A 26,059-nucleotide genomic window follows, 5' to 3' on the forward strand; every position below is an offset into this window, starting at 1 on the left:
CCTGTGTCGAGCGCGGCGTTGTGGGTGCGGTTCTCCTGCCCCCTACTGGACCCGAACGATGATCTCGGAGTGGCCCAGCCGGATGATGTCGCCGTCGGCCAACTGCCATTCGGTGACCGGTGCGTTGTTGACGGTGGTGCCGTTGGTCGAATTCAGGTCCGACAGCAGCGCGGCATGCCCGTCGAAGCGCACCTCGAGGTGGCGGCGTGAGACACCGGTATCGGGCAGACGGAACTGGGCGTCCTGACCACGGCCGATCACATTGGTGCCCTCACGCAACTGGTACGTGCGTCCACTGCCGTCGTCCAGCTGCAGCGTGACGGTGGTGCGACCGGCACCGGCACCGCCTCCAGTGGGGGCGCCGTAGTCGGGGCTGCTCTGATAGCCGCCGTGCTCGTAGTCGCCGTACTCGGGCTCGCCGTAACCACCCTGAGGTGATCCGTATCCGCCCTGCTGCGGCGGAGCACCGTAGCCACCCTGCTGCGGGTAGGCCGGGGGACGGCCGTAGTCCTGGCCGGGAGGCGGACCCTGCGGTGCGCCGTAGCCGCCACCCTGCTCGTACTCGCCGTAGTTGGGACGGGGAGGCTCGCCGTATCCACCCTGCTGCGGCGGGGCGCCGTAGCCGCCCTGCTGCGGAGGTGCCGGGGGACGGCCGTATTCCTGACCGCCGCCGTAGCCGCCCTGCTCGTAGCCGCCACGGCCGCCTTGGTCGTATCCGCCCTGCTGCGGCGGGCGCTGCTGGTAGCCGCCCTGCTCGTAGCCGGCCGGCGGACGACCGTAGTCCTGGCCGTACTGCTGGCCCTGTCCATAGCCGCCCTGGCGCGGGGGGTATCCCTGGTCACCCTGCGGAGGCTGCTGACCACGTGGATCCTGTTCGGGACGTCCGTAGCGGTCGTCCTCTCGGCCGTACTCTTCGCCGGGGCGTCCCTGCTGGGGACCTGGGTTGTCAGTCATGGATGCTCCTGGTTGTGGATCCGGGGTCGAAGGGGCAGTCGTCACGGCGCCGTGCGTACGGTCCCGCTTGGTGTCGGGATTGACCACACCGCGCGTGCGAAACTGGCCGGTGTGCAAGTTCGGTGATTGTTCGAATCGGACAACAACTTCACCATACGTTTGCCACCCCTGATCGCGAATATATTCGCGCAGGTGTTCGGCGAACGTGTCTGCGTTGAGATCGCGGTCGTCGGCCGCCTTCTCGTGATCTCCGGTGCTGAGGAGAACAAAGAACTCGTTGGGAGCCAGCAGCCGTCCCTGGCCCGCTGACCGGACGCCGTCGGCGGCCTCGCGACGCAGTGAGGCCTGCACTTCCTGAGGGACGATGCTGCCGCCGAACACGCGGGCGAAGGCATCGCCGACCACGTCTTCTAGCTTGCGCTCGAAGCGTTGGACAATTCCCATGCCTCCTCCTTTCGGCGGTCGCGTGGCAGTTCTGAGCGCATGACACAGCGCTCCGCCACGAGCGGATCTCGAGTAGATCGTATCGGTTTGATGATCGTCGGCACCCACTCCTCTATTACGAGACGACATCGTCTTGGCACCAAGAGGCCTTCTATGCTCGCCATTTGAGAGGATTGACGTGTGTGCGCGGGCTCTGGCGGGCTGTTCGCGGTTCCAAGATGAGGCCGGGAGCGTGATAGGCTCTCGCGGTCGTTGGGGCGAGTGGCGGAATGGCAGACGCGCTGGCTTCAGGTGCCAGTGTCCTTCGGGACGTGGGGGTTCAAGTCCCCCTTCGCCCACAAGTGAGTGGGCCAAGAAGCCCAACGACAGAAGGCCGGAAACCCGAGGGTTTCCGGCCTTCTTGTTTGTTGGTAGAGACGTCAGGTTCGGGCAGCCGCCGCGTACGGCGGTCGGCGTGGGTGCCGCACGCTGGCGCCAGAGTATTTGCTGCAACGTTTCCCGCACAGGCCGTCATTCGAGGCTGCTGCTGTAAGTTGATTCGTAGTGTGTTTCCTATGATTCGGGTCCTAGGGGGGAAGAGATGCCCGATTCGTCCTTAGGCGACGAAGAATCTGAACACCGCGAGCCGCCACCGGTCCGCGGCGCCGTTCGCTGGCAGGAGCCAGGTATCACCCTGCCGCGGCCGCCCACCGTCGCCGAGTCACGGGCCCGCGACAAGGCGCGCCGGACGCGCGAAGCCGAGCGCAGGCTCGCAGAGGTTCAGGCTCAGAAGGCCGAGGAACGGCGCCGGACCCGCAACCACGTCCTGATGGGTTCGATGGTGGTCGCCGGTATCGCGGCGGTGGTGGCGGTGGGTTACGCGGTGATCGACCGTGATGACGACATCGAGGCGACCTGCGTGCAGGACGGCTCCAATGTCGTGGCCCCTGAGGAGTACTGCGAGCGGGGCACCGCTTCGTCCTCGGGCGGCGTGTTCATCTACGCCGGTTCGCCCTATCGCTACTACTACGGCGGACACAACCGAGGTATCGGCACCATCGCGACCGGCGGCAGTGTGGAGCTGCCCAGGGGCACGAGGGCCAAAACCAGTTCGGGCACCACCCTCACCAAATCCGATAACTCGGGCAGTGTTTCCCGGTCTCCGTCGGTCTCGCGAGGTGGCTTCGGATCCAGCAGCTCGGGAAGTTCGGGAAGCTGATGCGCCGTGAGCATGCGCGGCCCCGCGCGGGCTGGGAAGAAATCGTGGCCTCCCAAGGAATGTGCTACGGCACACCGGCGCGGATGGCAGACGGCAGCGACCGTCCCTATTGGGACGAGTCGGTGCACTACGTCTTCGATATGGACGAGGTGCTCTCCCTCGAGGCGATCGTGGAAGTACTGCATTCCATGTGCCTGGACGCCGTCGAGCACGTTGTCCTCACCGGGCGCTACCAAGACTTCGGGCTGCCGGAATGGACATGGGAACACATCGAAAAATCTTGGCGCAGAAGAGATCCACACCTTTACGGGCGCTTTGATCTTCGTTATGACGGCCGACGGCCGCCGGTTCTCTTGGAGTACAACGCCGATACCCCCACCTCGCTGCTGGAGGCTTCGATCCTGCAGTGGCACTGGAAGACAGAGGTGTTCCCCGAAGACGACCAATGGAACTCTCTGCATGAACAACTAGTCGCGCGCTGGAAACAGATCGGCAAGCAACTAGCCGGTGCTGAAACACATTTCACGTGGTCATCGGCGGACCAGAGCGGTGAAGACAACGTCACCCTGGCCTATCTCCAGGAATGCGCAGCGGAGGCCGGCATCAACACGGTGGGCCTGCCGATCGAGGACATCGGCTGGGATCACGATCTGAACCGTCTCGTGGATCTGGAAGAGGCGCCGATCGAATCGATCTTCAAGCTGTATCCGTGGGAGTGGATCGTCGACGACGACTTCGGCCGCCATGCCCTGGACCTGCTGCCCGAGACGCTGTGGATCGAACCCCTGTGGAAAGCGCTGTTGAGCAACAAGGCGATCTTGGCGGTGCTGTGGGAGATGTACCCCGGCCACCCCAATCTGCTTCCGGCCTACGTCGACAGCCCACACGAACTGACCGAGTACGTCCGCAAGCCAAAACTGGGCCGGGAAGGTGCCAACATCACGGTGGTGGGAGCGGGCTATGAGACGGCCACCGGCGGCGTCTACGGTGAGGAAGGCTATGTCTACCAGCTGCTGGACCCGTTGCCGGAGTTCGACGGTATGAGGCCGGCCCTGGGTGCCTGGATTGTCGGCGACGAATCGGCAGGGCTGGGTATCCGGGAGACCGCAGGCCTGATCACCGACGACGGCGCCGCGTTCATTCCACACCGGATATCACCTCAGTAGCGACACCCGAACACGAGAGATGGGGACGGCAACCATGAGCGCAGCAGGGTACTGGTCGATAGTCGCTCATGGAGCGGCCGCGATCTGGCTTTACGCGGCTGTCGGTTTCGCGTTGATGGTCATCGGATTCTTTGTGCTGGACTGGACGACTCCGGGCCCGCTGCGCCAGATGGTCCGCGCGGGATTGCCCAACGCTGCCGTGATTACCGCAGCGGGACTTCTCTCACAGGCATTCGTGATCGTGCTGGCGATCTACACGGCCTCGGGAAACATCACCGAGGGCCTGGTGCGCGCGTTGGTATTCGGGCTTATCGGTATCGCGGCCCAGACGATCTGCATCAGGTTGATCGAGTGGGCGGTGGGTCTGGATGTGGGAGACCTGCTGGCGCACAGGAGGTTCGCACCCGCGACCCTCGTCGTCGCCGCGGCTTACGTGGCCGTGGGTCTGATCATCGCCGCCGCGATTCTGTAGTCCGTACCCGCGGGCCACCTATCGCGCGGTGTCCACCCACTCCATGTAGGCCGAACCGCCTACCGGATTACCTTGGTATTCACCGGTATAGCTGTAGGCACCCACGTAGCCCCGGCCATGGCCGTAGCGCAGAGGTGAGTCGACGAGCCCGTCGACAGCGAGAACAAGGTGTCCGTGGTCGTCGCGGACGGTCCAGTTCAGGCGGCGAGGGAGCCGCATGGAACGCCCCTGCTCGTCGATCGTCGGCTTCTCTCGGTATTCGGTGACGTCCATTCGGACATCGGTGTACACCTCGGTGGACTTGCCCAGGACACGTACATGCGCCAGCCGGCAGGCGATGGCACCGCGGGCGCGGACATCGGTGAGCAGCACCTGGGTTCGATTACCCAGATCGATGATCTGATAGGTGAAGAAGTCGATGGGAAGTTTGAGTTGGCTGGGCAGCGCCCGCCGCGTGAGCGACTGATGGCTGAGGAACCGTGCGTACTCGAAGGTGCCGAGTCCGTTGATCGCCGTCGCTCCCGTCGCGTCGGCGATGACGCCCGTGTATTCGGCGAGCAGGCTCAGGTGGTCATAAATTGGGGTCTTGACGAAGTAGGAGACCTGATCGGTGACGGTCAGCTCGATATCAGCTGAAAAGTGTTGGTAACGGCCGCGAACGGTTACCCGTGGGAGATCGACCTCGATCTGTAAGTCCTCTCCCCAGCGCAAGACGCTGCCATCTGGGGCGAAGAGGCAGTCGCGCTGGGAGTCGTAGGCACGGTAGTGATGCTGGTCGCCGGATGCGGTCGAGGACAGGACCGTGGCGGTATGCCGCGCATCGGCGACGGTCAGGTAGTCGTTGTCGAACAGTTCCGCGCCAATCGCGCCGATCAGGGTCATGGTGTTCAGGTACCGATACGGCGAGTCCAGGTCCGGGATGAAGACGCCGTAGTGCGTTGCCGTCCAGGGGCCGCTACTGGCGTGCGGTCGCAAGATGGACTGGTCGGTGAAGGGTTTTCGGGACGCCTCGAGGCGGCGATCGATACGGGGAAGGAGCCCGTCCACGATGAGGCGGGACAGTGCACGGGAGATGGGCTGGCCGTTCATCGATTCCCTCCGTCGGTCATTGCGGCACGCCGAGTCGGTTTTCCGGATTCGGGCTGTAGGACACGGTAGTCGGATATCGCGAATTCCTTGGTGCGGCTCCGGTATTCACTGACCAGACCGGGCCAGTTCGTGGTAACCCGGCCGTTGGGACCCACATACCAGCTCTCGCAGCGTGACCACACACCGCCGCCGAGACGCGCCTGCAGCGCAGCGTCGTGCACGTCTTCGGTGCCGGGATGGACATCAAGGGCAAGACCCGGGCCGACGGCATCGACGGCCTGGCGGATGTATGCCGCCTGGCATTCGAGCATCGCCACAATGGAACCGGACCCGAGGTTTGTGTTCGGTCCGTACATGAGGAACATGTTGGGAAATCCCGGGACCGCCATACCCAGATAGGCACGCGCGCCCTGGCTCCATTGCTCACGCAACTCGGTGCCGGTGAGTCCGGTGATGGTCACATGATCGAGGAAACCGCCTGCGGCGAAGCCCGTTCCGTAGATGATGATATCGGCGGCGTGGTGCTCGCCGGTCGCGGATAAGACTCCGTGGGGAGTGATCTCGGCGATCGAATCCGTGATGAGCGTGGCATTGTCGCGGCGCAGGGCGGGCAGATAGGTGTTGGAGAACAGCACCCGTTTGCATCCCAACGGGTAGTCCGGCCAGACCTTGCCGAAAAGTTCCGCGTCGCCACGGGTCTGATATCGCATGAAGGCACGGGACATGCTGGTCATGGCGCGCGATAACAGTGGCGAGTAGTGCAGCACGCCGGTGAATCCTTCGGTGAGTGCCTGCCAGCTCAGGCGTTGCGCGCGCAGGGTGGCGGGAATCCGAGACGCCAGGACATGGTGCAGGCGCGTGAGCGGCGAATCGGGGCGCGGCACGATGTACGGCGCGGAGCGCTGAAAGACCTTGAGAGAATGCACGATCGGAGCGATCTCCGGCACCAGTTGTATGGAGCTCGCGCCGGTGCCGATGACGGCGACGCGTTTTCCGGCAAGGGACACGGTGTCATCCCACTGGGCGGAGTGGAACGAGGGGCCGGCGAAGGATTCACGCCCCGGGATTTCCGGGAGCGTGGGTCGTGACAGCTGCCCGACGGCAGGCACGAGGATGTCGGCCCAGAAGCGGTCACCGTGGGAAGACTCGAGACACCATCGGCCGGCGTCCGCATCAAAGGACGCGGACACGATGGCGGTGCCAAAGCGAATTCGCTCGCGCACCCCGTACTTGTCCGCTGCCGTGCGCAGATACTTCAGAATCTCGGGTTGCGGGGCATACCGCCGTGACCAGCGGGGGTGCGGGTCGAAGGAAAAGCAGTAATAGGCAGACGGTACGTCGCAGGCCGCGCCCGGGTAGGTGTTCTCGCGCCAGACGCCGCCGACGTCTTCGGCTCGCTCGTAGAGGATGACGTCGTGGCCTGCGGCAAGGAGCTCGATGGCTGCTGCCAGGCCCGAGAAACCCGCACCGATGATCGCTACTGATGTCATTTCAACCGCCTCTCTGCGTTGCGACGGCTTTCGGCGTCACGAATTGACCGCTCGGTAATATATGACTAAGTGACCGTGCGGTCAATCCCTTCGTTGGTGTGAATCGCGAGCACAGGTGGCATGCGTCAGGAACGTGCGAGGGCACTCCGCTACCGTCATACGCGTGCAACCCGTCCGGTCCGGCAGCAAGGGAATGCCCCGGCAGGAGCGGGAGCAGTGGATCTTGACTGCCGCCGCGGACGAGTTCGGGGAATCGACCTTCGTGGCGTCGAGCATGAACGGGATCGCTGCCCGTGCCGGGGTATCGAAAGCCCTCGTATTGGCCTATTTCGGGTCCAAAGAAGATCTCTACGTCGCGTGTGTCGAAAGGGCCGGGGAGCGGCTGGCCGCGGCAATCGGCGGTGCGCTGTCCGGATCGTCCGCGGGTAAGGAGGTCGCTGAATCGGTGTTGACGGCGATCTTCGCCACCTTGGAGGACCGGCGCAGCGACTGGCCGGTTCTCTACGACAGAACAGTGCCCCGCGGACGAGCCCGGGATGCGGCTAGGCGCCAGCGAACCGTACTGCGTGAACAGGCCGCAGCGGCGGTGACGGAGGCGCTCGGTGCCTTGGGCCTGAGTGATGAGGATGACCTGTCGGCCGCGACTCTGGTCTGGGAGAACATGGTTTCGGCCTTGGTGCAGTGGTGGTGGCACCACCCCGAGCGGTCGGCTGATGAGATGGCGGCGCGTGCACGCAGAGTTCTCTCGGCACTGTCCGACCGTCCGGTTGGGTGATCCCAACGCCGGAGGCGTCGTTGCTAGTGACTTGCGCCACAGTGGTCCGGTGATTCGCGAAGCCCAAGCCGTTAGCGCACTAAAGAGATTTTTCTAGACCGAGGGCGTAATAAGCGCAGTTCACACCCAAGCGCGGGGCGTCAATGGGGCCGAATACCGATCTCAGCAACCTATAAGTTTCTAATTGAAACAGCTCAGCACTAGTGAATAAGCATTGAGCGAACTATCGACAACAGTGTTAGGCGATGCTAACTTCCCTTTATGCGGTCATCGATTCGCAGGGTTGGTCGATCACCAATGATCTTTACAGCTACTTCAAATCGCCTGCAGGTGAGGACGTTTCCTCGTGCCGATGCGCGCAGATGCGCCCAGGCCGCGTCTTCGCTCATCAGTGAGCATGCTGCTCAGGGAAGGGAGTACCCACGATGAATCTGAATGTCATTCCGGAAGGTCTGCTTGCCACCAGTGCTGCGGTGGAGGCGCTGACCGCGCGTCTGGCGGCCGCACATGCTGCTGCCGCGCCGGTGATCGGTGCGGTGGTACCGCCGGCGGCCGATCCGGTGTCGTTGGAGACCGCGGCCGGTTTCAGTGCCCGCGGTGTGGAACACACCGGGGTGGCGGCGCTGGCTGTTGAGGAGCTGGGCCGGGCCGGGCTGGGTGTTTCGGAGTCCGCGGCCAGCTACACCACCGGGGATATGCAGGCCGCGGCAACGTACATGATCGCGCGGGGGTAGTTCATTGTCTGCCCCCATCTGGATGGCTTTCCCTCCCGAGGTCCACTCGGCGCTACTGAGCGCTGGACCCGGGCCGGGAGCACTGTTGGCGGCAGCCGCTCAGTGGCAGGCACTCTCGGTGCAATACACCACTGCCGCAACGGAGTTGACGCAGTTGCTCGCTGCCACCAACGCCGGGCCCTGGCAGGGGCCCAGCGCCACCCAGTACGTCGTCAGCCACGCACCGTATCTGGCCTGGCTGACCCAGCAGAGCGCGCTGAGCGCCACCAATGCCGTGCTGCAGGAGACGGCCGCCGCCGCCTACACGACGGCTCTGGCCGCGATGCCGACGCTGGCCGAGCTGGCGGCCAACCACATGATTCACGGCGTGCTATTGGCCACCAATTTCCTGGGTATCAACACCATTCCGATCGCGCTCAATGAGGCCGACTACATCCGGATGTGGGTCCAGGCCGCCACCACCATGGGCGTCTACCAAGGGGTTTCCACGGCCGCTGTGGCGTCGGTCGCGCCGACGACACCCGCGCCGATGATCATGGCTCCGGGCGGGGAAATGTCGCGGATGTCCGCTGATATGACCTCGATGGCGGCGCAACCGCAAGCCCTCGAATCCGGTACCGCGCTGGATAACAGCAACAACATGATCGACCAGCTCATGCGGTTCATGACCAATCCGCTCGGCACGCTCCAGGACATGATCGAAGACTTCATGAAGAACCCGATCGCTGCGTTCTTCGCGTGGTTCCCACTGTTGTTCTTCATCGCGTACGAGGCGTTCTTCATTCCCTTCGGGTTCACCTTCTGGGGCATTGTGCTTTCGGCGCCGGCCTGGCTGCCGATTGTGCTCGGACTCGCTCTTTCAGCCCTGGTTCCGCCCGCCGGTATCGAAGAGCCCGGGCATGAGGACGAGCCCGGCCGCGAGCCTGCACGGATCGAGCGCCGCAACCTCCAACAGGATCTACAGCTCGCGCAGGTGCCGTCGGGGCAGTCGATGCCGGGCGGCTCATCCTCCGCCCCAACGACTTCCAGTGCACCCACGTCCACATCACCGGCTCCGGTGGCCGCCACTCCCGCATACATGGTGTACGCGGTGCAGGAGGATCCGCCGGCGGCGCGGTTTGGGCCGACATTGAATGAAGGTGCAGGTGCCAAGGCGCCGGCAGCGGGGATCTCCGCAGCGGCCGCAGCGGCCGCGTCGGCGCGTTCACGTGCCCGCCGCAAGCGCGCGGCGCGGATCAAAGATCCGGCCCCGCAGTTCATGGACATGAATTCCACCGTGGACCCGGACTTTTCGGAACCGGCAGATCGTCAGCCCGCTGGCGTGGGGGCTTCTTCTCGCGGCACTGGCCAGCTCGGCTTTTCCGGGACCGTGTCCAGGAGTACCTCGAGCACCAGCGCGGCCGGTCTGATCGAACGCGAGACCGCCTCGGAGAGCATGGACGGCACGCGCACCATGCCCATGATCCCCACCACGTGGGGAGCCGAACCTGACGGACCCGCCGAAGGGGGGTCCAGCAGCTGACCGGCCGCCCCACTTCACTGACCATTTGAATCACATGCAACACAACACAATTCAGGAGGAACAATGAGTTTGCTTGATGCGCACATTCCGGCCCTGGTGGCTGCGGAGGGCACCTTTGGTGCTAAGACTGCTCTGATGCGTTCGACGATCTCGCAGGCGGAGTCGGCGGCGTTGTCGGCGCAGGCGTTCCATGTCGGTGAGTCTTCGGTGGCTTTCCAGGCCGCGCACGCCCGGTTCGTGGAGGTCGCCGCGAAGGTCAACGCGCTGCTCGATATCGCGCAGATCAACCTTGGTGATGCCGCCGCCACCTATGTGGCCGAGGATGCCGCCGCCGCCAGCCGTTACGTCGGTGTCTAAGACCGGACTTTTGAGGAGATAGAAATGTCGCAGATTACTTTCAACTACCCCGCGATGCTGGCCCATGCCGGTGAGATGAACACCTATTCCGGTGTGCTGACCGCCCTGGGTGCTGACCTGGCCGCCCAGCAGGCTTCCCTGCAGGCGGCCTGGCACGGTGATACCTCGATGAGCCAGGCCGCTTGGCAGGCTCAGTGGAACACCGCGATGGAAGAGCTCATCCGCGCTTACCGCGCGATGGGCTCCACCCACGAAACCAACACCTTGTCGATGAACGCCCGCGACATGGCCGAAGGCGCCAAATGGGGCGCATAAACGCCGGCTAGCAATTCGCATAAGGGCCAGAAACTCTCAAGAGTTTCTGGCCCTTATGCTTTGCCGATCCGACGAAACCTATCGAGCTGCGTTGATGGCCTTGATGATTCGTTGCTCACTGACCGCACGCGCGGTGCCGAGCTGCTGGGCCCACAGGCTCACCCGCAATTCCTCGATGAACCACGCGATATCCCTGATATCGGGATCATCGGAGCGCCCGGCGGGTAGATCACGCAGCAGATCGTCGTAGACGTCCTCGACTGCATGCACGCGTTGCATGCGTTCGCGGTCCGCCTCCACCCCCTGGGGCAGACGTTCCAGTCGCTTACCGATCGCGGTGACGTAACGCGCAAGGTCGGCCAGCTTCGCGGCGCCGGTGGCCGCGACGAATCCCGCCTCCAGGAGTCTGGCGAGCTGATCGCGCATGTCGGCGATCGCATCGGCCTGCACCCCAGGCACTGTGGTGGGCAGCGCCACGTGTACCTCACTCCAGGCCGTCACAACCTTCTCGGCACGGCGCACGGTATCGAGCGTGGTGGCTGCCAGACTCTGTGCCGTACGGTCGCGGAGCGCCGTGAACTCTGCCCGGGTCCATACCGGTGCGGGGGCCAGCAGATCGACGGCTGCGTCGGCACAGTCGTCGAGCAACGCGGCCAAGGAACCATCTGGGTTGGACGAGAGTACGAGCCGGGATCGCGGGTCCAGGCCGCGTTCAACGGCTTTCATCGGTGATGGAATCGACAGCCGCAGCAGGCGGCGGGTGCCCGCCGCCATGGAGGCCCGTTGCTCGGCAGCGGTGGCGAAGACGTGAATGTCCACCGCGTTGCCCGTATCCACCAGCGCCGGATATCCGCGTACGGTGTGGGCGCCGCTGACTTGTTCGACGGTGCAGGGCAATTCGGGTAAGTCCTCCGGCCAGCCGCGTAGATCCCTGCGCGCCCAATCCCCCGCGACCGCCGCCGCCACGGCCTGGCGGGTGGAGCCCGCGAGCTGTTGCTGCAGCGCATCGAGGTTCTTGTCACGTGCCACCTCGGTGCCGTCGGCGGACTCGACCACGAAGGTCACGCGCAGGTGCGGGGGCACTTTGTCCAGGTCGAACGCATCGGTGGGTACACGGATGCCGGTGAGCCGGTGCAGCTCCCGCCCCAACGCGTACACCAGCGGTTCGGATCCGGGCTCAATGTTCTCGAGCACCGCACGGGCGGTGTCAGGCGCGGGAACAAAGTTGCGGCGCAGATCCTTCGGTAGCGAACGGATGAGGGCGGTGACCAGCTCTTCACGCAGAGCCGGTACATGCCAAGCGAATTCGTCACCGCCCAGGCGAGCAAGAACCTCGACCGGAATATGCACGGATACGCCGTCATCAGCCGCACCGGGTTCGAATCGATAACTGACAGGCAACGCCACATCACCGGATCTCCAGGTGTTGGGCATATCGTCGGTCGCGTGCTCGGAACGCAGCAGATCGTCACGTGTGAACGTCAGTAGAGCGGGCGTCTTGTGCCGCTGTTTGCGCCACCAGGCATCAAAATGCCTGGCGGACACGGCATCCTCCGGTATGCGTGCCGCGTACAGGGTGAAGATCTCGTCATCGCCCACCAGCAGATCGCGCCGGCGCGCCTTGTCCTCGAGCTCGGACAGCTCGCGCAGCAGTCGCGCGTTGTCCCGCAGGAAGTGGTGCTTGCTCTGCCAGTCGCCCTCTACCAGCGCGTGCCGGATGAACATCTCGCGAGCCAGCTCCGGATCCACCTGCGCGTAGCCCACCCGGCGGCGCGGCACCAGTGGCAGCCCGTAGAGAGTCACCCGCTCGAAGGCCATCACAGATCCGCGCTCGGCGTCCCAGTGCGGCTCGCTGTAGGTGCGCTGCACCAGATCCCCGGCGATCCGCTCTACCGATTGTGGTTCGACGCGGGCCGCGATCCGGCCGAACAGCCGACTGGTCTCCACCAGATCGGCAACGACCACCCATCGGGGTGGCTTCTTGGTCAGCACCGAGCCGGGGGCGAGTACGAATTTGGTGTTGCGCGCACCGGAATAGTCGCGGGAGTCGCCTTCGCGCAGACCGATATGGGACAGCAGGCCCGCGATCAGGGCCGCGTGGACCAATCCCGGATCGGCGGGCTCACCCGACTCGCGGATGCCGAGGTCACGCGCGATGCTGCGTAGCTGCCCCACCAAGTCCTGCCATTCCCGGATGCGCAGGTAATGCAGGAACTCCTCGCGGCACATGCGCCGGAAGGCGCTGCCCGAGAGTTGGCTTCGTTGATCTTGGATGTATCGCCAGAGATTGAGATAGGCACTGAAGTCGGAATGGTCGTCGGCGAAGCGCGCGTGCTTTTGGCGAGCCGCCTCTTCGCGGTCGGCCGGTCGTTCCCGTGGATCGGGAATCGACAGTGCGGCCGCGAGTACCAGGATTTCCCCGACGCAGCCCTCGGCATCGGCCTGCAAGATCATCCGGCCGATGCGTGGGTCGAGGGGCAGCCGTGCCAGCCGTCGCCCCAGCTCGGTGATGGCGCCGCCGGTATCGAACGCACCCAATTCCTGCAGCAGCTGCACACCATCGCGGATGCTGCGTTTGTCGGGTGGATCCAGAAACGGGAAGTTCTCGATATCGCCGAGCTGCAGCGCCGCCATCTGCAGGATGACGGCGGCAAGGTTGGTGCGCAGGATCTCCGGATCGGTGTAGCGGGGCCGGGCCTCGAAGTCTTGTTCGGAGTACAGCCGGATGCAGATACCGGGTGCCGTGCGTCCGGAACGGCCGGAGCGCTGGGCGGCCGACGCCTGGGAGATGGGTTCGATGGGCAGGCGCTGCACCTTGGTGCGCCGGCTGTAGCGGGAGATGCGTGCGGTGCCGGGGTCGATGACGTAGCGGATGCCCGGAACGGTCAGGGAGGTTTCGGCGACGTTGGTCGCTAGCACCACGCGCCGGCCGGTGTGAGGCGCAAAGACCTTATGCTGCTCTGCTGTTGGTAGACGTGCGTACAGCGGAAGAATTTCGGTGTTGCGGAAGCTGCCACGCAGCGTCTCGGCGCAATCGCGGATCTCGCGCTCACCCGACAGAAATACCAATACGTCTCCGGGTGGTTCGGCTTCCAGCTCGCGGACGGCGTCGGCGATTGCCTCGGTCTGGTCGCGGATCTCGGTACGGACGATTTCATGGTCGGGGTCGTCCGGATCATCTGACGAATCACTGGAAATAGGGACTTCCAGCGGCCGGTAGCGGATCTCGACCGGGTACGTCCGCCCGGACACCTCGACGATGGGTGCGCCCCCGAAGTGCTCCGCAAAGCGTTGCGGCTCAATGGTGGCCGAGGTGACGATGATCTTCAGGTCGGGCCGCTGTGGCAGCAGCTCGCGCAGATAGCCCAGGAGGAAGTCGATGTTGAGGCTACGTTCGTGCGCCTCGTCGAGGATGAGGGTGTCGTAGCGCAGTAGCCGTCGATCGCGCTGGATCTCCGCGAGCAGAATGCCGTCAGTCATCAGCTTGACCAGGGTGCGGTCGCTGGCTTGGTCGGTGAATCTGACGGTGTAGCCCACGGTTTCGCCAAGGGGCGTGCCCAGTTCCTCGGCGATACGTTCGGCGACGGTGCGTGCCGCGAGTCGGCGTGGCTGGGTGTGGCCGATGGTGCCACGGATGCCACGGCCCAGCTCCAGACAGATCTTGGGAAGCTGTGTGGTTTTCCCCGAGCCGGTGGCGCCGGCGACGACGACCACCTGATGCGCGGAAATTGCGCGGGCGAGTTCGTCCCGATGCGCGCTGACGGGTAGGTCCGGGTACGTGATCGTCGGGACGGCAGCGGTCCGGGTGGCCACCAGTGCCTCGGCGGTGGAGATCTGTTCGAGGAGGTTCTCGGCGTCGGCCGGGTTGCGCAGGTTTTTGAGGCGGCGGCCGAGCCGGGACGCGTCGCGAAGGGTCACGCCGTCGAGGCGCGCACGGATCTCGGCGCGGGACAGGTCGGACACTCACGCAATCATAAACGCGCTGCCCGCGCTGCCACCGACTCGGCGTCAAACTGTGGAAATGCACTGTTGACCAGGGTGAAACGTGTTTGCCCGAGCATGTCACGCGGGGAAGAGCGCGGTGAGAAGGGGAAGCTCAGTGCAGGGACACACGATCGTGTACGGCAAGGACGCGCTGGCGGTGCGTATTGCCGAGGAGTTATGGAGCGCAGGGGTCGTCGTCTCAGCGTTGCCCGGCGTAGAAGGCCTGATCGCAGCGGGTGTCGTCGATGCCGCTGCCATTGTGTGCGCGAGCTCCGACGACGAGAAGAACCTCGAGATCGCCTTACTGGCAAGGCAACTCAACCCCACGATGAGGGTCATTGCCCGTCTTGCCAATGATGTGCTGCGCGCGGCCGTCGCGGCGGACAACGGGCCGGGTGCGGTGCTCAGCGTCGCGGATCTGACGGCGAGCTCGGTGGTGGAGGCATGTCTGCGGCGCACCACCCACGTCATTCCCGCGGCCGGTGTCGATTTCATTGTTTCGGGAGCGACCGTGCCGCGGGAGGGGACCCTACGAGGGATTTACGGAGACTTGGCCCCGGTGGCGGTCGTTCATGGAGAAGGCTCGCCCACCCCGGGAGAGGTAGTCGCGTGCCCGGGGCGGGATCTTGCGGTTCGGGAGGGTGATTGGGCGGCAATGATCGGTACGGGAGAGGAGCTGGCGGCCCAGGGAATTGTCGCTGTGTCGGGGCGGACGAAGATGCGGCGGCGGCGTTCCCCCGTATCGCGAATGCTGGACGGCGTTCGCGCCTTTCGCGACGATGTGAATCCGATCTTCTTCCGGGCGTTGGGCGTTGCCTTAGGGCTACTGGTCGGAGCGACCGTTCTGCTGCGGTACACCTACCAGCGGCCCGGAATGAGTTACGTTGATGCGCTGTACTTTTCTACTGAGACGATCGCCACCGTCGGATACGGGGACTTCAGCTTCGTCGATCAGCCGACGTGGCTGCGATTGTTCAGTATCTTCCTGATGTTCGCCGGAATCGCCACTACCGCGGTGGTGATGGCCTTTGTGGTGGATCTGCTGCTGTCACGGCGCATCGCGCAGAATTCGGGTCGCCGGAAGGTGCGCGAACTCTCGGATCACGTCATCGTCGTCGGTGTGGGCTCCTTTGGCGTCCGGGTAGCAACAGATCTGAAAGCGGCCGGTTGCGACGTCGTCATCATCGAGCGCTCGGAGAGCAACCGATACCTGGCGACGGTCACCGACCTGGGGATTCCGGTGATATTCGGCGACGCGACCCTGCCGCAGACGTGGGATGCGGCGCGACTCGACGAGGCAGCGGCGGTCGCGGTGCTCACCCAAGACGACGTCACCAATATCGAAACCGGAATTGTGGTGCGAAACCGGTTGGGGGCCAGATGGTCCGACGTGCCGCTGGTGGTTCGGGTCTTCGACCGCACGCTTGGAACGGCTGTGGCGCAGCGATTCGGATTCGAGAATCTGCGTTCCACTGTCGAACTCGCGGCGCCCTGGTTCATCGGCGCTGCGATGGGACTGCAGGTGCTGGGCACCTTCTCGGTGGGGCAGCAATCCTTCACCGTGGGCGGGGTGCTGGTCGAAGAAGGTAGTGAACTGGCCGGAATGCGGATGGCCGACTTGTCCACGAAGACGCGGGTCATCGCGATATCCCGGCCGGGCCTACCGATCCGGCTGCATCCCCGTCGGGATACCCGCCTTTCGGCTGGAGATACTGCCTACGTAGTCGGCCCGTACCGGGAGCTGCTTGAGACGCTTCGCGGGGGTCGGACGGTCTGTCGCGACTAGACGCTAAAGCCGAGATCATCGCCTCTAGATTCTGTCGGTGAAGCTGCCGTGGAATCCGGGAAAGTGGTGGCCCGGCAGGATCGCGATGGCGAGCGCAGAGTCTTCGACGGCGTGAGCGTCGAGGATATGGAGCTCTGTGCGGTGGGACCCGCTGTTGTAGGCCACGGTGAGTATCCAACCCTCGTCCTCGTCGGCGGTCGGACACTTCGGGACGAAAATGGGCTCGCCGGCCACCAGGCCCGGCGCGAACGTGTGGTGCCGTTGCGTATCGGTGATGCGATCCAGCTTCACGATTACGTTCTGATCGGGTTGGCTCTGGGCCGACAGGTAGGTGTACCGATGTTCACGGCCAGTTCGTCTGTCGTCATGTGTGGGGAATTCTGCGGGATCCGTCGGGTAGTCGGTGACGTGCACCCTTCCGGTCCGCGTGATCCGCAGCCGGGTCGGCCAGCCCAGAGTGGGCGCCTGGGTGCGGAATTGCTTCAGCCCAGAGGTGAGAAAGCCGAAGTCTCGGTGGCGCAGGATATCCAGCACGACATCGTCGCCGTCCTCGTAGGCGTTGTCGACGTGGACATAGACGAGGGGATCGCACTCGATGACGCGGTGCGGGCCCCCGTCACGAGGGACCAGCACGATCTTCATGCCCTGCTCGGGTCGATAGTCCGCGCTGTCACCGAGCGCTTTTAGTCCCAGACCTGCCCATGCTGCTTGAATGGGATCGACGGTGATCGGTGCGAGCGCGAACACCAAATAGGTTGGGGTGATGGCAAAGTCGTGCTGAATGTAGATGTGGTCCGTGGGGATCTTGGCAACCTGTTTCAGTGCGCCGTTCGGATCGACCCGGAAGCAGCGGAGGCACGCGACGGTAGCTCCAGTCAGGGATGGTGAAATGTCCAGCCCGAAATTGAACAGCTCACCGGTCACCGGGTCGATACGTGGATGTGGTGAGAACCGGGAGAAACGTGGCAGCTGACCGCCGAATGTGCAAGGACCGATTGTGCTCAAGTCATCCGTGTGAATTTCCCAGGGCCTTCCGCCATCGCTGAGCGCCAGTAGCCGATCGGCGTGCAGGACGGCGTGAGTGTTCGCGGCATCGGCAGGCTGACGGCCGATGTTGTCCCACAGGTGCTTTCCCTGTGTGTAGATGCCTCGCACGTGTGCACCTCGGCCACGTGTCTCCTTGCGTCGCTTGGGGGTATCGACGAAGCGTGAGCGGAAACGGATCTCGCCGTTGTCGATGGTGAACTTCACCACCAGACCATCACCGTCGAACGGGTGTGCAGCGCGGAAACCGCCATGATCCCAGTCGGCCGGCCCATTGCGATAGAGGGTGCCGCGTAGTTCTTGTGGCACGGAGCCGAGGAGGGGTAACACGATTTCGCCGGGTGTTTCCTGCGCGGGTCGATACATCTTGAGTGCGTCGGCCACGTGGCTGTCGGCAAGGGTCATCGCGTGCTCCTCGGGCGGAGAGAGAGTATCGGCCATATCTGCACACATTTGTTCGCAGATATGACCGATTGTGGTCGCCTCGAGGATCAGAAGTCAATAGCCAGGTCGGATCGATGAGGCCGGGGACGCCTCGTCGCGACTAGACGCTCCAGGCGCTCGCCAGGCCCGCCGAGACCGAGGCTGCCGCGGTGACCAGGCCATGCCAGGTCTCGGGCTGCAGCTGATGGATGTCCAGCGGGCCCGCCGTGGCGATATGCGGGTCATAGGGCACGGCGACGATGTGGTTCGGCGAGATCCAGCGATGGAACCGGGCGACCATCGCCGCGACCAGACGCTCGGAGTTCCTGCGATCCTCGCGACTGTCGTAGCCGCGGACATGGTTGATCACCACCACCATGCGGGGGATCAGATACTCGTACCCCTCGGAAATAAGCCACTCGATCGCGCGGACAGCGCCCTCGGCGCCGACCGGCGTGGCGGCCGCAACCAGCACCACGCCGTTGGCGCACCGCAGCACGCCAGGCATCACCGGATGCCAGAAGTCCACGCCAGTGTCGGTGAGCAGCAGGCTGTAGAGCCGCTGCAGCCGATTGTGGGCCTGGCTGTAGATATCGGAATTGAGTTCTCCGCGCGGACGCACCGAATGCGCGTTGGCGGCAAGCACATCCAGGCCGGTCACCGGATTTTGGCCGACGAAGAAGCGCAGATCGAAGTTGCGTTCGGGTTCGTCTTGGGCCAGCACATCGGCGAAGGTGGACGAGGCCGACGGATCAATCCACGATGCCAGGTTGGCCGACTGGCCCGGATCGGCGTCGGTGGCGAGCACCATGTCCTTGCGGCGCAGCTCTGAAAGCACCGAACCGAGGGCCGCGGTGATCATCGTCTTGCCGACGCCGCCGTTTCCGCCCAGGACCGCCAGGGAGTGGATACCCCGCCAAGGGGTGCGCACCACTGCGGTCAGCTCACGAAGCTCGGCCTCTTCACGGGATTCGCCCGGGTTGATGACGCCAAAACTCCCGCGGTACACCCACTTACGCCAACCAATGGACGCGGGCCGACGCGGTGAGGGCAGAATTTCTGAACGAAGCTGCGCTCCCAAGGCATCGCCGATGGCAGGAGGGAGATCGACATGCGGATCGTGGGGCGGCACGGCATCGACGATGGACAGCGGGCCACGAGGGGGCAGTTGCAGTGGGCGGGGTTCCACTTCGGGCTGGCGCTGTTGCAGCGAGACGGCTTCGGCGCGCTGCCGTTTGGCGTGCGCGCCCAGCTTGATGGGGATGATGGGTCCGGTCCGGTCGAGGATCTCGTCCTCGGAGCCGTCCGCCGGGGAATCGTTGGGCGCACTCACGGCAATCTCCTCCTCCACCAGAAGCCGTTTGGCCCCAGCGCTCCGACAGTTTCGATCTGCATCGCGGGCAGCGTGAGACCCGTCGCATACGCAGTCTCTTATGGTCGTTGCGCGGTTGGCGAGGGCCGTTACCCACCCGTGTCTGAATCGGCATCAAATGGAACGAGGTTGGTATGTAGTCGGTACCGGCGCTAAATCAGCAGGTCACATCCACATACATGGTCTTGGTGGTCGTGGTGTTGGTGAAGACGCCCGGACGCTTGTTGCTCGGCAGGCCGTAATCGGATCGCACGGTGGTCTGACCGGGACGCACGCTGCTGGCGGTGCACTGGTTGAGGGCCTTGGATCCGGTCTTGCTGACGATCACGCTGTAGCCCTGTGCCTGAAGCTCGCTGACGGTCTGTTGGGCGTTGGAGCCGTCGGTCTGAGCGGATGCGGTGCCGAGGGCGAAGCCGAGTGGCGCCAGCGCGAGGGCGGCGGCTGCGGTTCCGGCGATGATGTACTTCTTCATGATTTCTCCTGTGCCAGTGAGTCTTTGAGTTGGATCACCGGGTTGCTTGGTGATACTTCAACGATGCGGCGCGGAGGCCGGAATGTATGTCGGGCGACCGGCTGATACACCGGAGGATCTTGATGTCCCCCAATTGGGGGACACACGTGGATTTGGCGTGCCAAGCTTGCGTTTGTGCAGGTGAGCGGCGAACTTGTGCGGGTGGTTGTCGGCGATGATCACCCGCTTTTTCGCGAGGGTGTGGTGCGGGCGCTGACCGGAAGCGGCCAGATATCCGTGGTAGCGGAGGCTCAGGATGGCGCCGGTGCGCTCGCGTTGATCAGAGAGCACCAGCCCGACGTCGCGCTGCTCGATTACCGGATGCCGGAGCTCGACGGGACGCAGGTGGCGGCTGCCGTGCGCCGCGACGAGCTGCGTACCCGGGTACTGCTGCTCTCGGCGCATGACGACGCGGCGATCGTCTATCACGCGCTGGCGGAGGGTGCCGCGGGCTTCCTGTCGAAGGAATCCACGCGCGCGGAACTGGTCAGTGCTGTGCTCGACTGCGCGCGGGGCCGGGACGTGGTGACGGCCAGCCTCACGGCGGGGCTGGCCGGTGAGATCCGCAAGCGCGCACAACCGGCAGGCCCGTCGTTGAGCACGCGTGAACGTGAGGTGCTCCGGATGATCGCCGACGGGCTCACCGTGCCGGCCATGGCCAAGCAACTGTTCCTGGCTCCGTCCACCGTGAAAACGCACGTGCAGCGGCTGTACGAAAAACTCGGCGTCGGTGACCGGGCGGCGGCGGTGGCCGAGGCCATGCGGCGTGGATTGCTCGAGTAGCCGTGGCGCTGGAGCGGGTGGCCGGGTACTTCACCGCTGAACCCATGCGCGTTTCGGCCTGGCTACGTCTGCCCCTGATCGTGCTGATTGTGCTGCTGGGGTCTAACCCGAACATCGAAATGTGGCATGTCGGTGTGTATTACGGGGTACTGGCCGTGTACACGGTGTCTGCGATTGTGTGGGTGCTGATCGCGGTGCGCGGACATGTCCCGATGTGGGTGGCCCCTGCCGCCACCGCCGTGGATATCGCCGCCGTGGTGGCGCTGTGTGTGGCCTCCGGTTACGGCACGTCGGAATTGCTCCCGGTGTTCTTCCTGCTTCCCGTTTCGGTGGCCTTTCAAGAGCGGCCGGCTGTGACGGCTGTCCTCGGAACCATTACCGCTACAGGGTATTTAGGTGTTCTGGTGTTCTACACCAGGAGTGGCAACATCGACGGTATTCCCGGCGACGAGTACCTCACCGTTGTGACATTGCTGTGGCTGGCCGCCGCGACCGCCGGAATGTGCTTCGTGCTCAAACGCCGCTCCGAACACGTCGAGCAGCTCTTGCGCACGCGCGAGCAGCTGGTGCTGGAAGCGATGCGCGCCGAGGAGCGGCACAACCGCGAAGTCGCCGAGCGCTTGCATGACGGCCCGCTGCAGAATCTGCTGGCGGCACGTCTGGAAATCGAGGAAGTTCTTGAACGACAACCTGATCCGGTGTTGGTGGCGGTGCATGCGTCGTTGCGCGACACGGCAGCGGAATTGCGCGGCGCGGTGTCGGCCCTGCATCCGCAGGTGCTCGCCGAGCTGGGATTGACGGCGGCGGTCCGTGAGCTCGGCCGACAGTACGCGGCGCGGGGCACCGTCGAGGTCAGCACTGAGTTGCAGGAAGTGGGCAGTCCCCCGGCGCAGCCGCTGGTGTATCGCGCGGTTAAAGAGCTGTTGACCAATGCGGTTAAGCACGGACGTGCCAAGAACATTCACGTCGAACTGGCTAGAGATGACGATCTCCTGACGCTGGTGGTCGCCGATGACGGCAACGGCTTCGATCCGCGTGATCTGTCCGCGTCGGTCGCCGACGGGCACATCGGGCTGGCCTCGCTGACGGTTCCCATCAACGCCGCGGGCGGCGATGTCGCGATCACGTCGGCACCGGGCGCCGGTACCCGGGTGTGCGTCACGGTGCCGGCCGATATGGCAGCGTAAGGGGGAACGCTCGGCACCGAGAGAGCGCGCCCTCAACGGATGGAGAACAGGTGTACGACCTCGTCATCATCGGTTCCGGCAGCGGAAACTCGTTGCCCGATGACCGCTTCGCGGACCAGAAGATCGCGATCGTGGATCGCGGTGTGTACGCGGGCGCCTACGGTGGCACCTGCCTGAATGTCGGTTGCATACCCACCAAGATGTTCGTCTACCCCGCAGACCTGGCCGACGAGGCCCGTGACGGCTCCCGGCTCGGTGTGGACAGCTCGGTGCAGGGAACTCGCTGGGCCGACATCCGTGAACGCGTCTTCGGCAGGATCGACCCGATCGCGGCGGGTGGGTTGCGCTACCGCGTCGAGGACTGCCCCAACATCACGGTCTTTCAGCAAGAAGCGCGATTCACGGCGCCGGGCACCGATACCGACGGCGACCCGATCCATCGACTCCAGCTGGCGGACGGCACGATCCTGGAGGCCCGGCAGGTGGTCATCGCCGCGGGTTCACGTCCGGTCATCCCGCCGGTGATCACCGACAGCGGCGTGGCCTTTCACACCAACGACGACATCATGCGTCTACCGGAGTTACCCGAGCGTGTGGTGATCGTGGGCAGTGGCTTCATCGCCGCCGAGTTCGCGCACGTTTTCAGTGGCTTGGGCTCGGCGGTCACGGTGATCGCGCGCGGCCCGCGGCTGTTGCGCGCGCAGGATGAGACGATCGCGCAGCGTTTCACCGATGTGGTGTCGGCGCGGTGGGATGTGCGGCTGAACACAGAAGTGGTGGCCGCTCGCGAGATCGATGGTGCCGGTGTCGAACTGGACCTCACCGACGGATCAACGGTGACGGGCGATGTGCTGCTGGTCGCCACCGGACGCACCCCCAACGGTGATCAGCTGAACGTGTCCGCGGCGGGACTGGCGCTCGACGAGCAGGGCCGGGTGCCGGTCGACCAGTACCAGCGCACACTGGTGCGCGGCATCTACGCCCTCGGCGATGTGAGTTCGCACTATCTGCTCAAGCACGTGGCCAATCACGAAGCGCGGGTGGTACAGGCGAATCTGCTGTCCGGCTGGGATTCCCCGACTACCGCCAGCGATCACCGGTTTGTCCCCGGCGCGGTGTTCAGCCGTCCGCAGGTGGCATCGGTGGGGTTGTCAGAGGACCAGGCGCGGCAACGCGGGATCGACGTGGCGGTCAAGGTGCAGACATACGGCGACATCGCGTACGGATGGGCGATGGAGGACACCGAGGGGCTGTGCAAGCTGGTCGCCGACCGGTCGACAGGGCTGCTGGTTGGCGCGCACATCGTCGGCTACCAGGCGTCGGCGTTGATCCAATCGCTGATCACCGCGATGAGCTTCTCGATACCGGTGCGCGAGATGGCACGAGGTCAGTACTGGATACACCCGGCGCTGCCCGAGCTGATCGAGAACGCGTTGCTTGGCCTGGAGCTTTAGCCGAGCTCAGCCGGCCATGAACTCGTCGTACGCCGAGGCCAGGCCCGGCGGCAGCACGGTGACATTGCATTCGCGCTGGGCATCACCGATCGGGGCCAGGATGCCGCGCAGCTCGTGGTACTCGCCGGGGTTGGCGGTGAAGTACGCGCGGATGTTCGCGGCGGCCTGGGCGCGCGGCTGGTCGGGCGCGGCGTCGAGCACCGCCCGTGCACCGGGGTGACTGTCGAGGTATCCGCGGGCGGCGATCGTTGTCGAGCCGACGGTGTTGGAGAGCCTCTCGCGGCTACAGTCCGGCGCGGCCGACGCCGTGGGCAATACCGCTGTCGCGGTGATGAAGCCGAGCACACCGGCGGTGCTGGCGGCCCGGCGCATGAGGGTGTGGGAGAGCGTCATGTCGATGTTTCCTTCGCTGGGGGCAGTTGCTGATCCCCGATCCACGCGAGGTGTACCCCGTAAACGAGTGCTGAAACATCAGGAGACGAGCGGTACCTCCGAGGCGATCAGGTCCAGCAGGGCGGGGTAGCGCTTGGCTTCCTTGTGGTTACCCGGCTTGCCGCTGCTGACCACACCGACGGATAGCGCCCGGGCGGGGTCCGCCCACACGGCGATGTCCACCAGCCCGGTGTGCCCGAACGCCGCAGGCGAGTTGCGCCCAAATGGTCCGAACCGCTTGGAGCCCAGCATGTATCCGGTCCCCCAGCGCATCGGCATGCCGCCGGTTGCCATGTCCGGCCGCAGGCGCCGGGCCGGTGCCGCCGCGGCCCGGATGGTCTCGGGGGACATGATCCGTACCCCATCGAGTTCGCCACCCCGGCAGAGGATCTCGGCAAAGCGGGACAGTTCGTTCGCGGTGGAGACGGTGTTGGACGACGGCACCACGCCGGTGAGGAAGAAGGGCTGGTTCGACATCGGGATGATCTCGTGCATCGTCCCGCCGACCACCGCCCGGAAGGCCGCGCGCATGGGTGCGGGCAGTGGCTTACCGGTGGGATGGCTCGGTGCCACCAGCGGCACATCCTCCGGGGCGACACCGTAGTTGGTCCACCGGAACCCAAGGGGATCAAGGATTTCGGTGGCAAGGATGTCGCGGATGCTCTTGCCGGTCGCACCGAGCACGATCTCGCGCACCAACGGCCCCCAGGTCAGCGCGTGATACATGTGCACCAGGCCGGGACGGTAAAGCGGGCGCAGCTGGCCGAGCTGTTCGCGGGTGTACTCACTGTCATCCATCCGGGTGACATCCGGCCGGGGTCCGGTGGGCACCGGGATGCCCGCGCTGTGCGTCAGCACGTGGCGGATGGTGATGCGATCCTTGCCGCGGCTGGTGAAGGTGGGCAGGTACTCGCACACACGGTCGTCGAGCGAGAGCGCTCCGCGTTCGATGAGCAGATGCATCACCGTCGTCGAGACGGCCTTGGCGGCCGAGTACACGCAAAACGGCGTGTCGGTGGTGACGGGGATCTTCTCGGCGTCGGCCGGATCGGTGGGCCCGTTACCCCAACCATGCCCGATGGCACGGTTGAGGATCACTTTTCCCTTGTGCCGCAAACACACCTGGATCGCCGGGTGCATACCCGCCTGATACCAGTACCGGGCCGCCTGCCAAATGCGCTCAACGGCGGCAGGATCGATCTCGGAGTGGTCCTCGGCCTGATCGCCGCTGCCGATGTTCGTCACCGAGTCCAGATCTGCTGGAACCCGTATGCGTCCGTCGTCAGTCATGATGCCCTTTCACCGAGTGTGAATCTCACGAGGAAATTCCGGCCAAACGCCTCGCCAGATTCCCATTCGACGGTAGCGGCCCGGGCGGGGTCGGATCAGAAGCCCAGGTCGCGACCGATGAGCTCCTTCATGATCTCGTTGGAACCGGCCCAGATCTTGGTGACGCGCGCGTCCATCCAGGCCCGTGCGACGCGGTATTCCTTCATGTAGCCGTAGCCACCGTGCAGCTGCACGCAGGCGTCGATGACCTCGTTCTGCACCTGAGAGGACCACCACTTGGCCTTCGCGGCATCGATCGCCGAGAGCTCGCCCTTGCTGTGCGCGAGCACACCCTGATCGACATACACCTGCGCCGCTTCGAGTTTGGTGACGAGCTCGGCAATGAGGAACTTGTTGTATTGCAGGCTGCCGATCTGCTGACCGAACGCCTTGCGCTCCTTGGCGTACTCGATCGTCTCCTCGAGTACCGCGGCCGCGTGGGCGATGTTGGCGACCGCACAGCCCATCCGCTCCTGGGGCAGGCGCTGCATCATGGAGATGAATCCCTGGTTGACCTCGCCGATCACGTTCTCGGCGGGCACCCGCACATCGGTGAAGAACAGTTCGGCGGTATCGGCCTCGGGTTGGCCCACCTTGTCCAGCTTGCGGCCGCGCTCGAAGCCGGGCATGCCCTCTTCGACGGCGAACAAGGTGATGCCCTTGGCCTTGAGCTCGGGTGCGGTGCGCGCGGCGACGACGACGAGATCGGCGCGCGCGCCGTTGGTGATGAACGTCTTGGAGCCGTTGATGACCCAGTCGTCACCGTCCTTGACCGCGGTGGTCTTGAGGGCCGCCAGATCGGAGCCGCCCGACGGTTCGGTCATGCCGATGGCGGTGATCATCTCGCCACTACAGAATTTCGGCAGCCAGCGCTGCTTCTGCTCATCAGTGGTCAGCTCGACCAGGTAGGGGGCGACGATGTCGAAGTGGATGGACATCGAGGAGGCCAGTGCGGCGCTGGAGCGCGACAGCTCCTCCTGCAGAACCGCGTTGTAGCGGTAGTCGCCGGCACTGCTGCCGCCGAACTCCTCGGGCACGTCGAGCCCCAGGTAGCCCTGCTTGCCGGCCTCTAGCCACAGCTCGCGGTCGATGTAGCGCTGCTCGATGAAGTTCTCGGCGCGCGGCTCGACGTGGCGCTGCACGAATGTCTTCACGGACTCCCGGAACGCGTCGTGGTCCTCGGTGTAGATAGTGCGTTGCATGGTGTTATCGAAGCACGCGTCTAAATCCGCGTGCTC

22 protein-coding genes and 1 tRNA gene are annotated in these 26,059 nt (G+C 64.7%); 13 read left to right on the forward strand and 10 right to left on the reverse strand.

Annotation, left to right across the window (positions count from 1 at the left end):
• Window positions 1-42 precede the first annotated feature (42 nt).
• Window positions 43-1,398, reverse strand: coding sequence for an FhaA domain-containing protein (locus HBA99_RS00230; RefSeq protein ID WP_030098150.1), 1,356 nt, complete (start codon window positions 1,396-1,398; stop codon window positions 43-45).
• 255 nt (window positions 1,399-1,653) lie between these two features.
• Here HBA99_RS00230 and HBA99_RS00235 point away from each other — a divergent pair.
• The 4 genes from HBA99_RS00235 to HBA99_RS00250 all read left to right on the forward strand — a co-directional run bounded on the left by HBA99_RS00235 (window position 1,654) and on the right by HBA99_RS00250 (window position 4,234).
• Window positions 1,654-1,736 (forward strand) — tRNA-Leu (locus HBA99_RS00235).
• A 242-nt stretch (window positions 1,737-1,978) separates the two neighbouring features.
• A complete protein-coding gene (locus HBA99_RS00240) occupies window positions 1,979-2,596 on the forward strand; it encodes a hypothetical protein (RefSeq protein ID WP_030098151.1) in 618 nt (205 codons plus the stop codon).
• Entirely contained in the window at window positions 2,596-3,762 is a 1,167-nt protein-coding gene (locus HBA99_RS00245; protein ID WP_070951744.1) for a glutathionylspermidine synthase family protein, read from the forward strand. Before HBA99_RS00240 ends, HBA99_RS00245 begins: the two co-directional genes overlap by 1 nt.
• Window positions 3,763-3,796: 34 nt before the next feature.
• Window positions 3,797-4,234, forward strand: coding sequence for a DUF350 domain-containing protein (locus tag HBA99_RS00250; protein WP_070931873.1), 438 nt, complete (start codon window positions 3,797-3,799; stop codon window positions 4,232-4,234).
• Window positions 4,235-4,252: 18 nt separating this feature from the next.
• Here HBA99_RS00250 and HBA99_RS00255 read toward each other — a convergent pair whose 3' ends face one another.
• A complete protein-coding gene (locus HBA99_RS00255; RefSeq protein ID WP_070950353.1) occupies window positions 4,253-5,323 on the reverse strand; it encodes a DUF6670 family protein in 1,071 nt (356 codons plus the stop codon).
• Entirely contained in the window at window positions 5,320-6,813 is a 1,494-nt protein-coding gene (locus tag HBA99_RS00260) for a flavin-containing monooxygenase (RefSeq protein WP_070951743.1), read from the reverse strand. Before HBA99_RS00260 ends, HBA99_RS00255 begins: the two co-directional genes overlap by 4 nt.
• Window positions 6,814-7,006: 193 nt before the next feature.
• Between HBA99_RS00260 and HBA99_RS00265 the strand changes: the two genes are divergently transcribed.
• The 5 genes from HBA99_RS00265 to HBA99_RS00285 all read left to right on the forward strand — a co-directional run bounded on the left by HBA99_RS00265 (window position 7,007) and on the right by HBA99_RS00285 (window position 10,516).
• Window positions 7,007-7,588, forward strand: a complete 582-nt coding sequence (locus tag HBA99_RS00265; protein WP_057966667.1) for a TetR/AcrR family transcriptional regulator — start codon at window positions 7,007-7,009, stop codon at window positions 7,586-7,588.
• Between the two features lie 425 nt (window positions 7,589-8,013).
• Window positions 8,014-8,322: a PE family protein gene (locus HBA99_RS00270; protein ID WP_030095676.1), complete on the forward strand. Its 309-nt coding sequence runs from the start codon at window positions 8,014-8,016 to the stop codon at window positions 8,320-8,322.
• Between the two features lie 4 nt (window positions 8,323-8,326).
• A complete protein-coding gene (locus HBA99_RS00275; RefSeq protein ID WP_070951742.1) occupies window positions 8,327-9,844 on the forward strand; it encodes a PPE family protein in 1,518 nt (505 codons plus the stop codon).
• 63 nt (window positions 9,845-9,907) lie between these two features.
• Entirely contained in the window at window positions 9,908-10,201 is a 294-nt protein-coding gene (locus HBA99_RS00280) for a type VII secretion protein EsxS (RefSeq protein WP_030098163.1), read from the forward strand.
• A gap of 24 nt (window positions 10,202-10,225) precedes the next feature.
• Window positions 10,226-10,516 (forward strand): WXG100 family type VII secretion target, encoded by a 291-nt coding sequence (locus HBA99_RS00285; protein WP_005062633.1) that lies wholly within the window; start codon window positions 10,226-10,228, stop codon window positions 10,514-10,516.
• A 78-nt stretch (window positions 10,517-10,594) separates the two neighbouring features.
• Here HBA99_RS00285 and hrpA read toward each other — a convergent pair whose 3' ends face one another.
• On the reverse strand, window positions 10,595-14,479 hold the full coding sequence (gene hrpA, locus HBA99_RS00290) for an ATP-dependent RNA helicase HrpA (RefSeq protein WP_070951741.1): 3,885 nt from the start codon (window positions 14,477-14,479) through the stop codon (window positions 10,595-10,597).
• Window positions 14,480-14,615: 136 nt separating this feature from the next.
• Between hrpA and HBA99_RS00295 the strand changes: the two genes are divergently transcribed.
• Window positions 14,616-16,286 carry an NAD-binding protein gene (locus tag HBA99_RS00295; protein ID WP_070951740.1) on the forward strand — a complete coding sequence of 557 codons (1,671 nt, stop codon included), beginning with the start codon at window positions 14,616-14,618 and terminating at the stop codon, window positions 16,284-16,286.
• Window positions 16,287-16,310: 24 nt separating this feature from the next.
• Here HBA99_RS00295 and HBA99_RS00300 read toward each other — a convergent pair whose 3' ends face one another.
• The 3 genes from HBA99_RS00300 to HBA99_RS00310 all read right to left on the reverse strand — a co-directional run bounded on the left by HBA99_RS00300 (window position 16,311) and on the right by HBA99_RS00310 (window position 19,597).
• A complete protein-coding gene (locus tag HBA99_RS00300) occupies window positions 16,311-17,771 on the reverse strand; it encodes a carotenoid oxygenase family protein (RefSeq protein WP_070951739.1) in 1,461 nt (486 codons plus the stop codon).
• Between the two features lie 103 nt (window positions 17,772-17,874).
• Window positions 17,875-19,104, reverse strand: a complete 1,230-nt coding sequence (locus HBA99_RS00305; protein ID WP_070951738.1) for a MinD/ParA family ATP-binding protein — start codon at window positions 19,102-19,104, stop codon at window positions 17,875-17,877.
• 178 nt (window positions 19,105-19,282) lie between these two features.
• Window positions 19,283-19,597: a hypothetical protein gene (locus tag HBA99_RS00310; protein WP_030096222.1), complete on the reverse strand. Its 315-nt coding sequence runs from the start codon at window positions 19,595-19,597 to the stop codon at window positions 19,283-19,285.
• Between the two features lie 195 nt (window positions 19,598-19,792).
• Here HBA99_RS00310 and HBA99_RS00315 point away from each other — a divergent pair, with 195 nt between their 5' ends.
• From HBA99_RS00315 to HBA99_RS00325, 3 genes are read left to right on the forward strand one after another with little or no spacing between them, the layout of a single operon-like run.
• Complete coding sequence (locus HBA99_RS00315; RefSeq protein WP_030096221.1) at window positions 19,793-20,419, forward strand: response regulator; 627 nt, start codon at window positions 19,793-19,795, stop codon at window positions 20,417-20,419.
• Between the two features lie 44 nt (window positions 20,420-20,463).
• Window positions 20,464-21,606 carry a sensor histidine kinase gene (locus HBA99_RS00320; RefSeq protein WP_070952378.1) on the forward strand — a complete coding sequence of 381 codons (1,143 nt, stop codon included), beginning with the start codon at window positions 20,464-20,466 and terminating at the stop codon, window positions 21,604-21,606.
• 50 nt (window positions 21,607-21,656) lie between these two features.
• A complete protein-coding gene (locus HBA99_RS00325; protein WP_070931859.1) occupies window positions 21,657-23,060 on the forward strand; it encodes a mycothione reductase in 1,404 nt (467 codons plus the stop codon).
• Between the two features lie 6 nt (window positions 23,061-23,066).
• Here HBA99_RS00325 and HBA99_RS00330 read toward each other — a convergent pair whose 3' ends face one another.
• The 3 genes from HBA99_RS00330 to HBA99_RS00340 all read right to left on the reverse strand — a co-directional run bounded on the left by HBA99_RS00330 (window position 23,067) and on the right by HBA99_RS00340 (window position 26,023).
• A complete protein-coding gene (locus HBA99_RS00330; protein WP_070951737.1) occupies window positions 23,067-23,453 on the reverse strand; it encodes a heme-binding protein in 387 nt (128 codons plus the stop codon).
• Between the two features lie 78 nt (window positions 23,454-23,531).
• Window positions 23,532-24,782: a lipase LipE gene (lipE, locus tag HBA99_RS00335; protein WP_070923210.1), complete on the reverse strand. Its 1,251-nt coding sequence runs from the start codon at window positions 24,780-24,782 to the stop codon at window positions 23,532-23,534.
• Between the two features lie 95 nt (window positions 24,783-24,877).
• Complete coding sequence (locus HBA99_RS00340; protein ID WP_030096216.1) at window positions 24,878-26,023, reverse strand: acyl-CoA dehydrogenase family protein; 1,146 nt, start codon at window positions 26,021-26,023, stop codon at window positions 24,878-24,880.
• Between the last annotated feature and the right edge of the window lie 36 nt (window positions 26,024-26,059).

Source organism: Mycobacteroides chelonae (assembly GCF_016767715.1).
Classification (GTDB): Bacteria; Actinomycetota; Actinomycetes; order Mycobacteriales; family Mycobacteriaceae; genus Mycobacterium; species Mycobacterium gwanakae.

Excerpts from the sequence above, each read along its gene's own strand:
- HBA99_RS00340 (WP_030096216.1), bottom strand. The coding sequence starts at position 26,023 with ATGCAACGCACTATCTACACCGAGGACCACGACGCGTTCCGGGAGTCC.
- HBA99_RS00250 (WP_070931873.1), top strand. The coding sequence starts at position 3,797 with ATGAGCGCAGCAGGGTACTGGTCGATAGTCGCTCATGGAGCGGCCGCG.
- HBA99_RS00265 (WP_057966667.1), top strand. The coding sequence starts at position 7,007 with ATGCCCCGGCAGGAGCGGGAGCAGTGGATCTTGACTGCCGCCGCGGAC.
- HBA99_RS00245 (WP_070951744.1), top strand. The coding sequence starts at position 2,596 with ATGCGCCGTGAGCATGCGCGGCCCCGCGCGGGCTGGGAAGAAATCGTG.
- HBA99_RS00255 (WP_070950353.1), bottom strand. The coding sequence starts at position 5,323 with ATGAACGGCCAGCCCATCTCCCGTGCACTGTCCCGCCTCATCGTGGAC.
- HBA99_RS00270 (WP_030095676.1), top strand. The coding sequence starts at position 8,014 with ATGAATCTGAATGTCATTCCGGAAGGTCTGCTTGCCACCAGTGCTGCG.
- HBA99_RS00300 (WP_070951739.1), bottom strand. The coding sequence starts at position 17,771 with ATGGCCGATACTCTCTCTCCGCCCGAGGAGCACGCGATGACCCTTGCC.
- HBA99_RS00230 (WP_030098150.1), bottom strand. The coding sequence starts at position 1,398 with ATGGGAATTGTCCAACGCTTCGAGCGCAAGCTAGAAGACGTGGTCGGC.
- HBA99_RS00310 (WP_030096222.1), bottom strand. The coding sequence starts at position 19,597 with ATGAAGAAGTACATCATCGCCGGAACCGCAGCCGCCGCCCTCGCGCTG.
- HBA99_RS00285 (WP_005062633.1), top strand. The coding sequence starts at position 10,226 with ATGTCGCAGATTACTTTCAACTACCCCGCGATGCTGGCCCATGCCGGT.
- lipE (WP_070923210.1), bottom strand. The coding sequence starts at position 24,782 with ATGACTGACGACGGACGCATACGGGTTCCAGCAGATCTGGACTCGGTG.
- HBA99_RS00330 (WP_070951737.1), bottom strand. The coding sequence starts at position 23,453 with ATGACGCTCTCCCACACCCTCATGCGCCGGGCCGCCAGCACCGCCGGT.
- HBA99_RS00280 (WP_030098163.1), top strand. The coding sequence starts at position 9,908 with ATGAGTTTGCTTGATGCGCACATTCCGGCCCTGGTGGCTGCGGAGGGC.
- HBA99_RS00260 (WP_070951743.1), bottom strand. The coding sequence starts at position 6,813 with ATGACATCAGTAGCGATCATCGGTGCGGGTTTCTCGGGCCTGGCAGCA.
- HBA99_RS00240 (WP_030098151.1), top strand. The coding sequence starts at position 1,979 with ATGCCCGATTCGTCCTTAGGCGACGAAGAATCTGAACACCGCGAGCCG.
- HBA99_RS00320 (WP_070952378.1), top strand. The coding sequence starts at position 20,464 with ATGCGCGTTTCGGCCTGGCTACGTCTGCCCCTGATCGTGCTGATTGTG.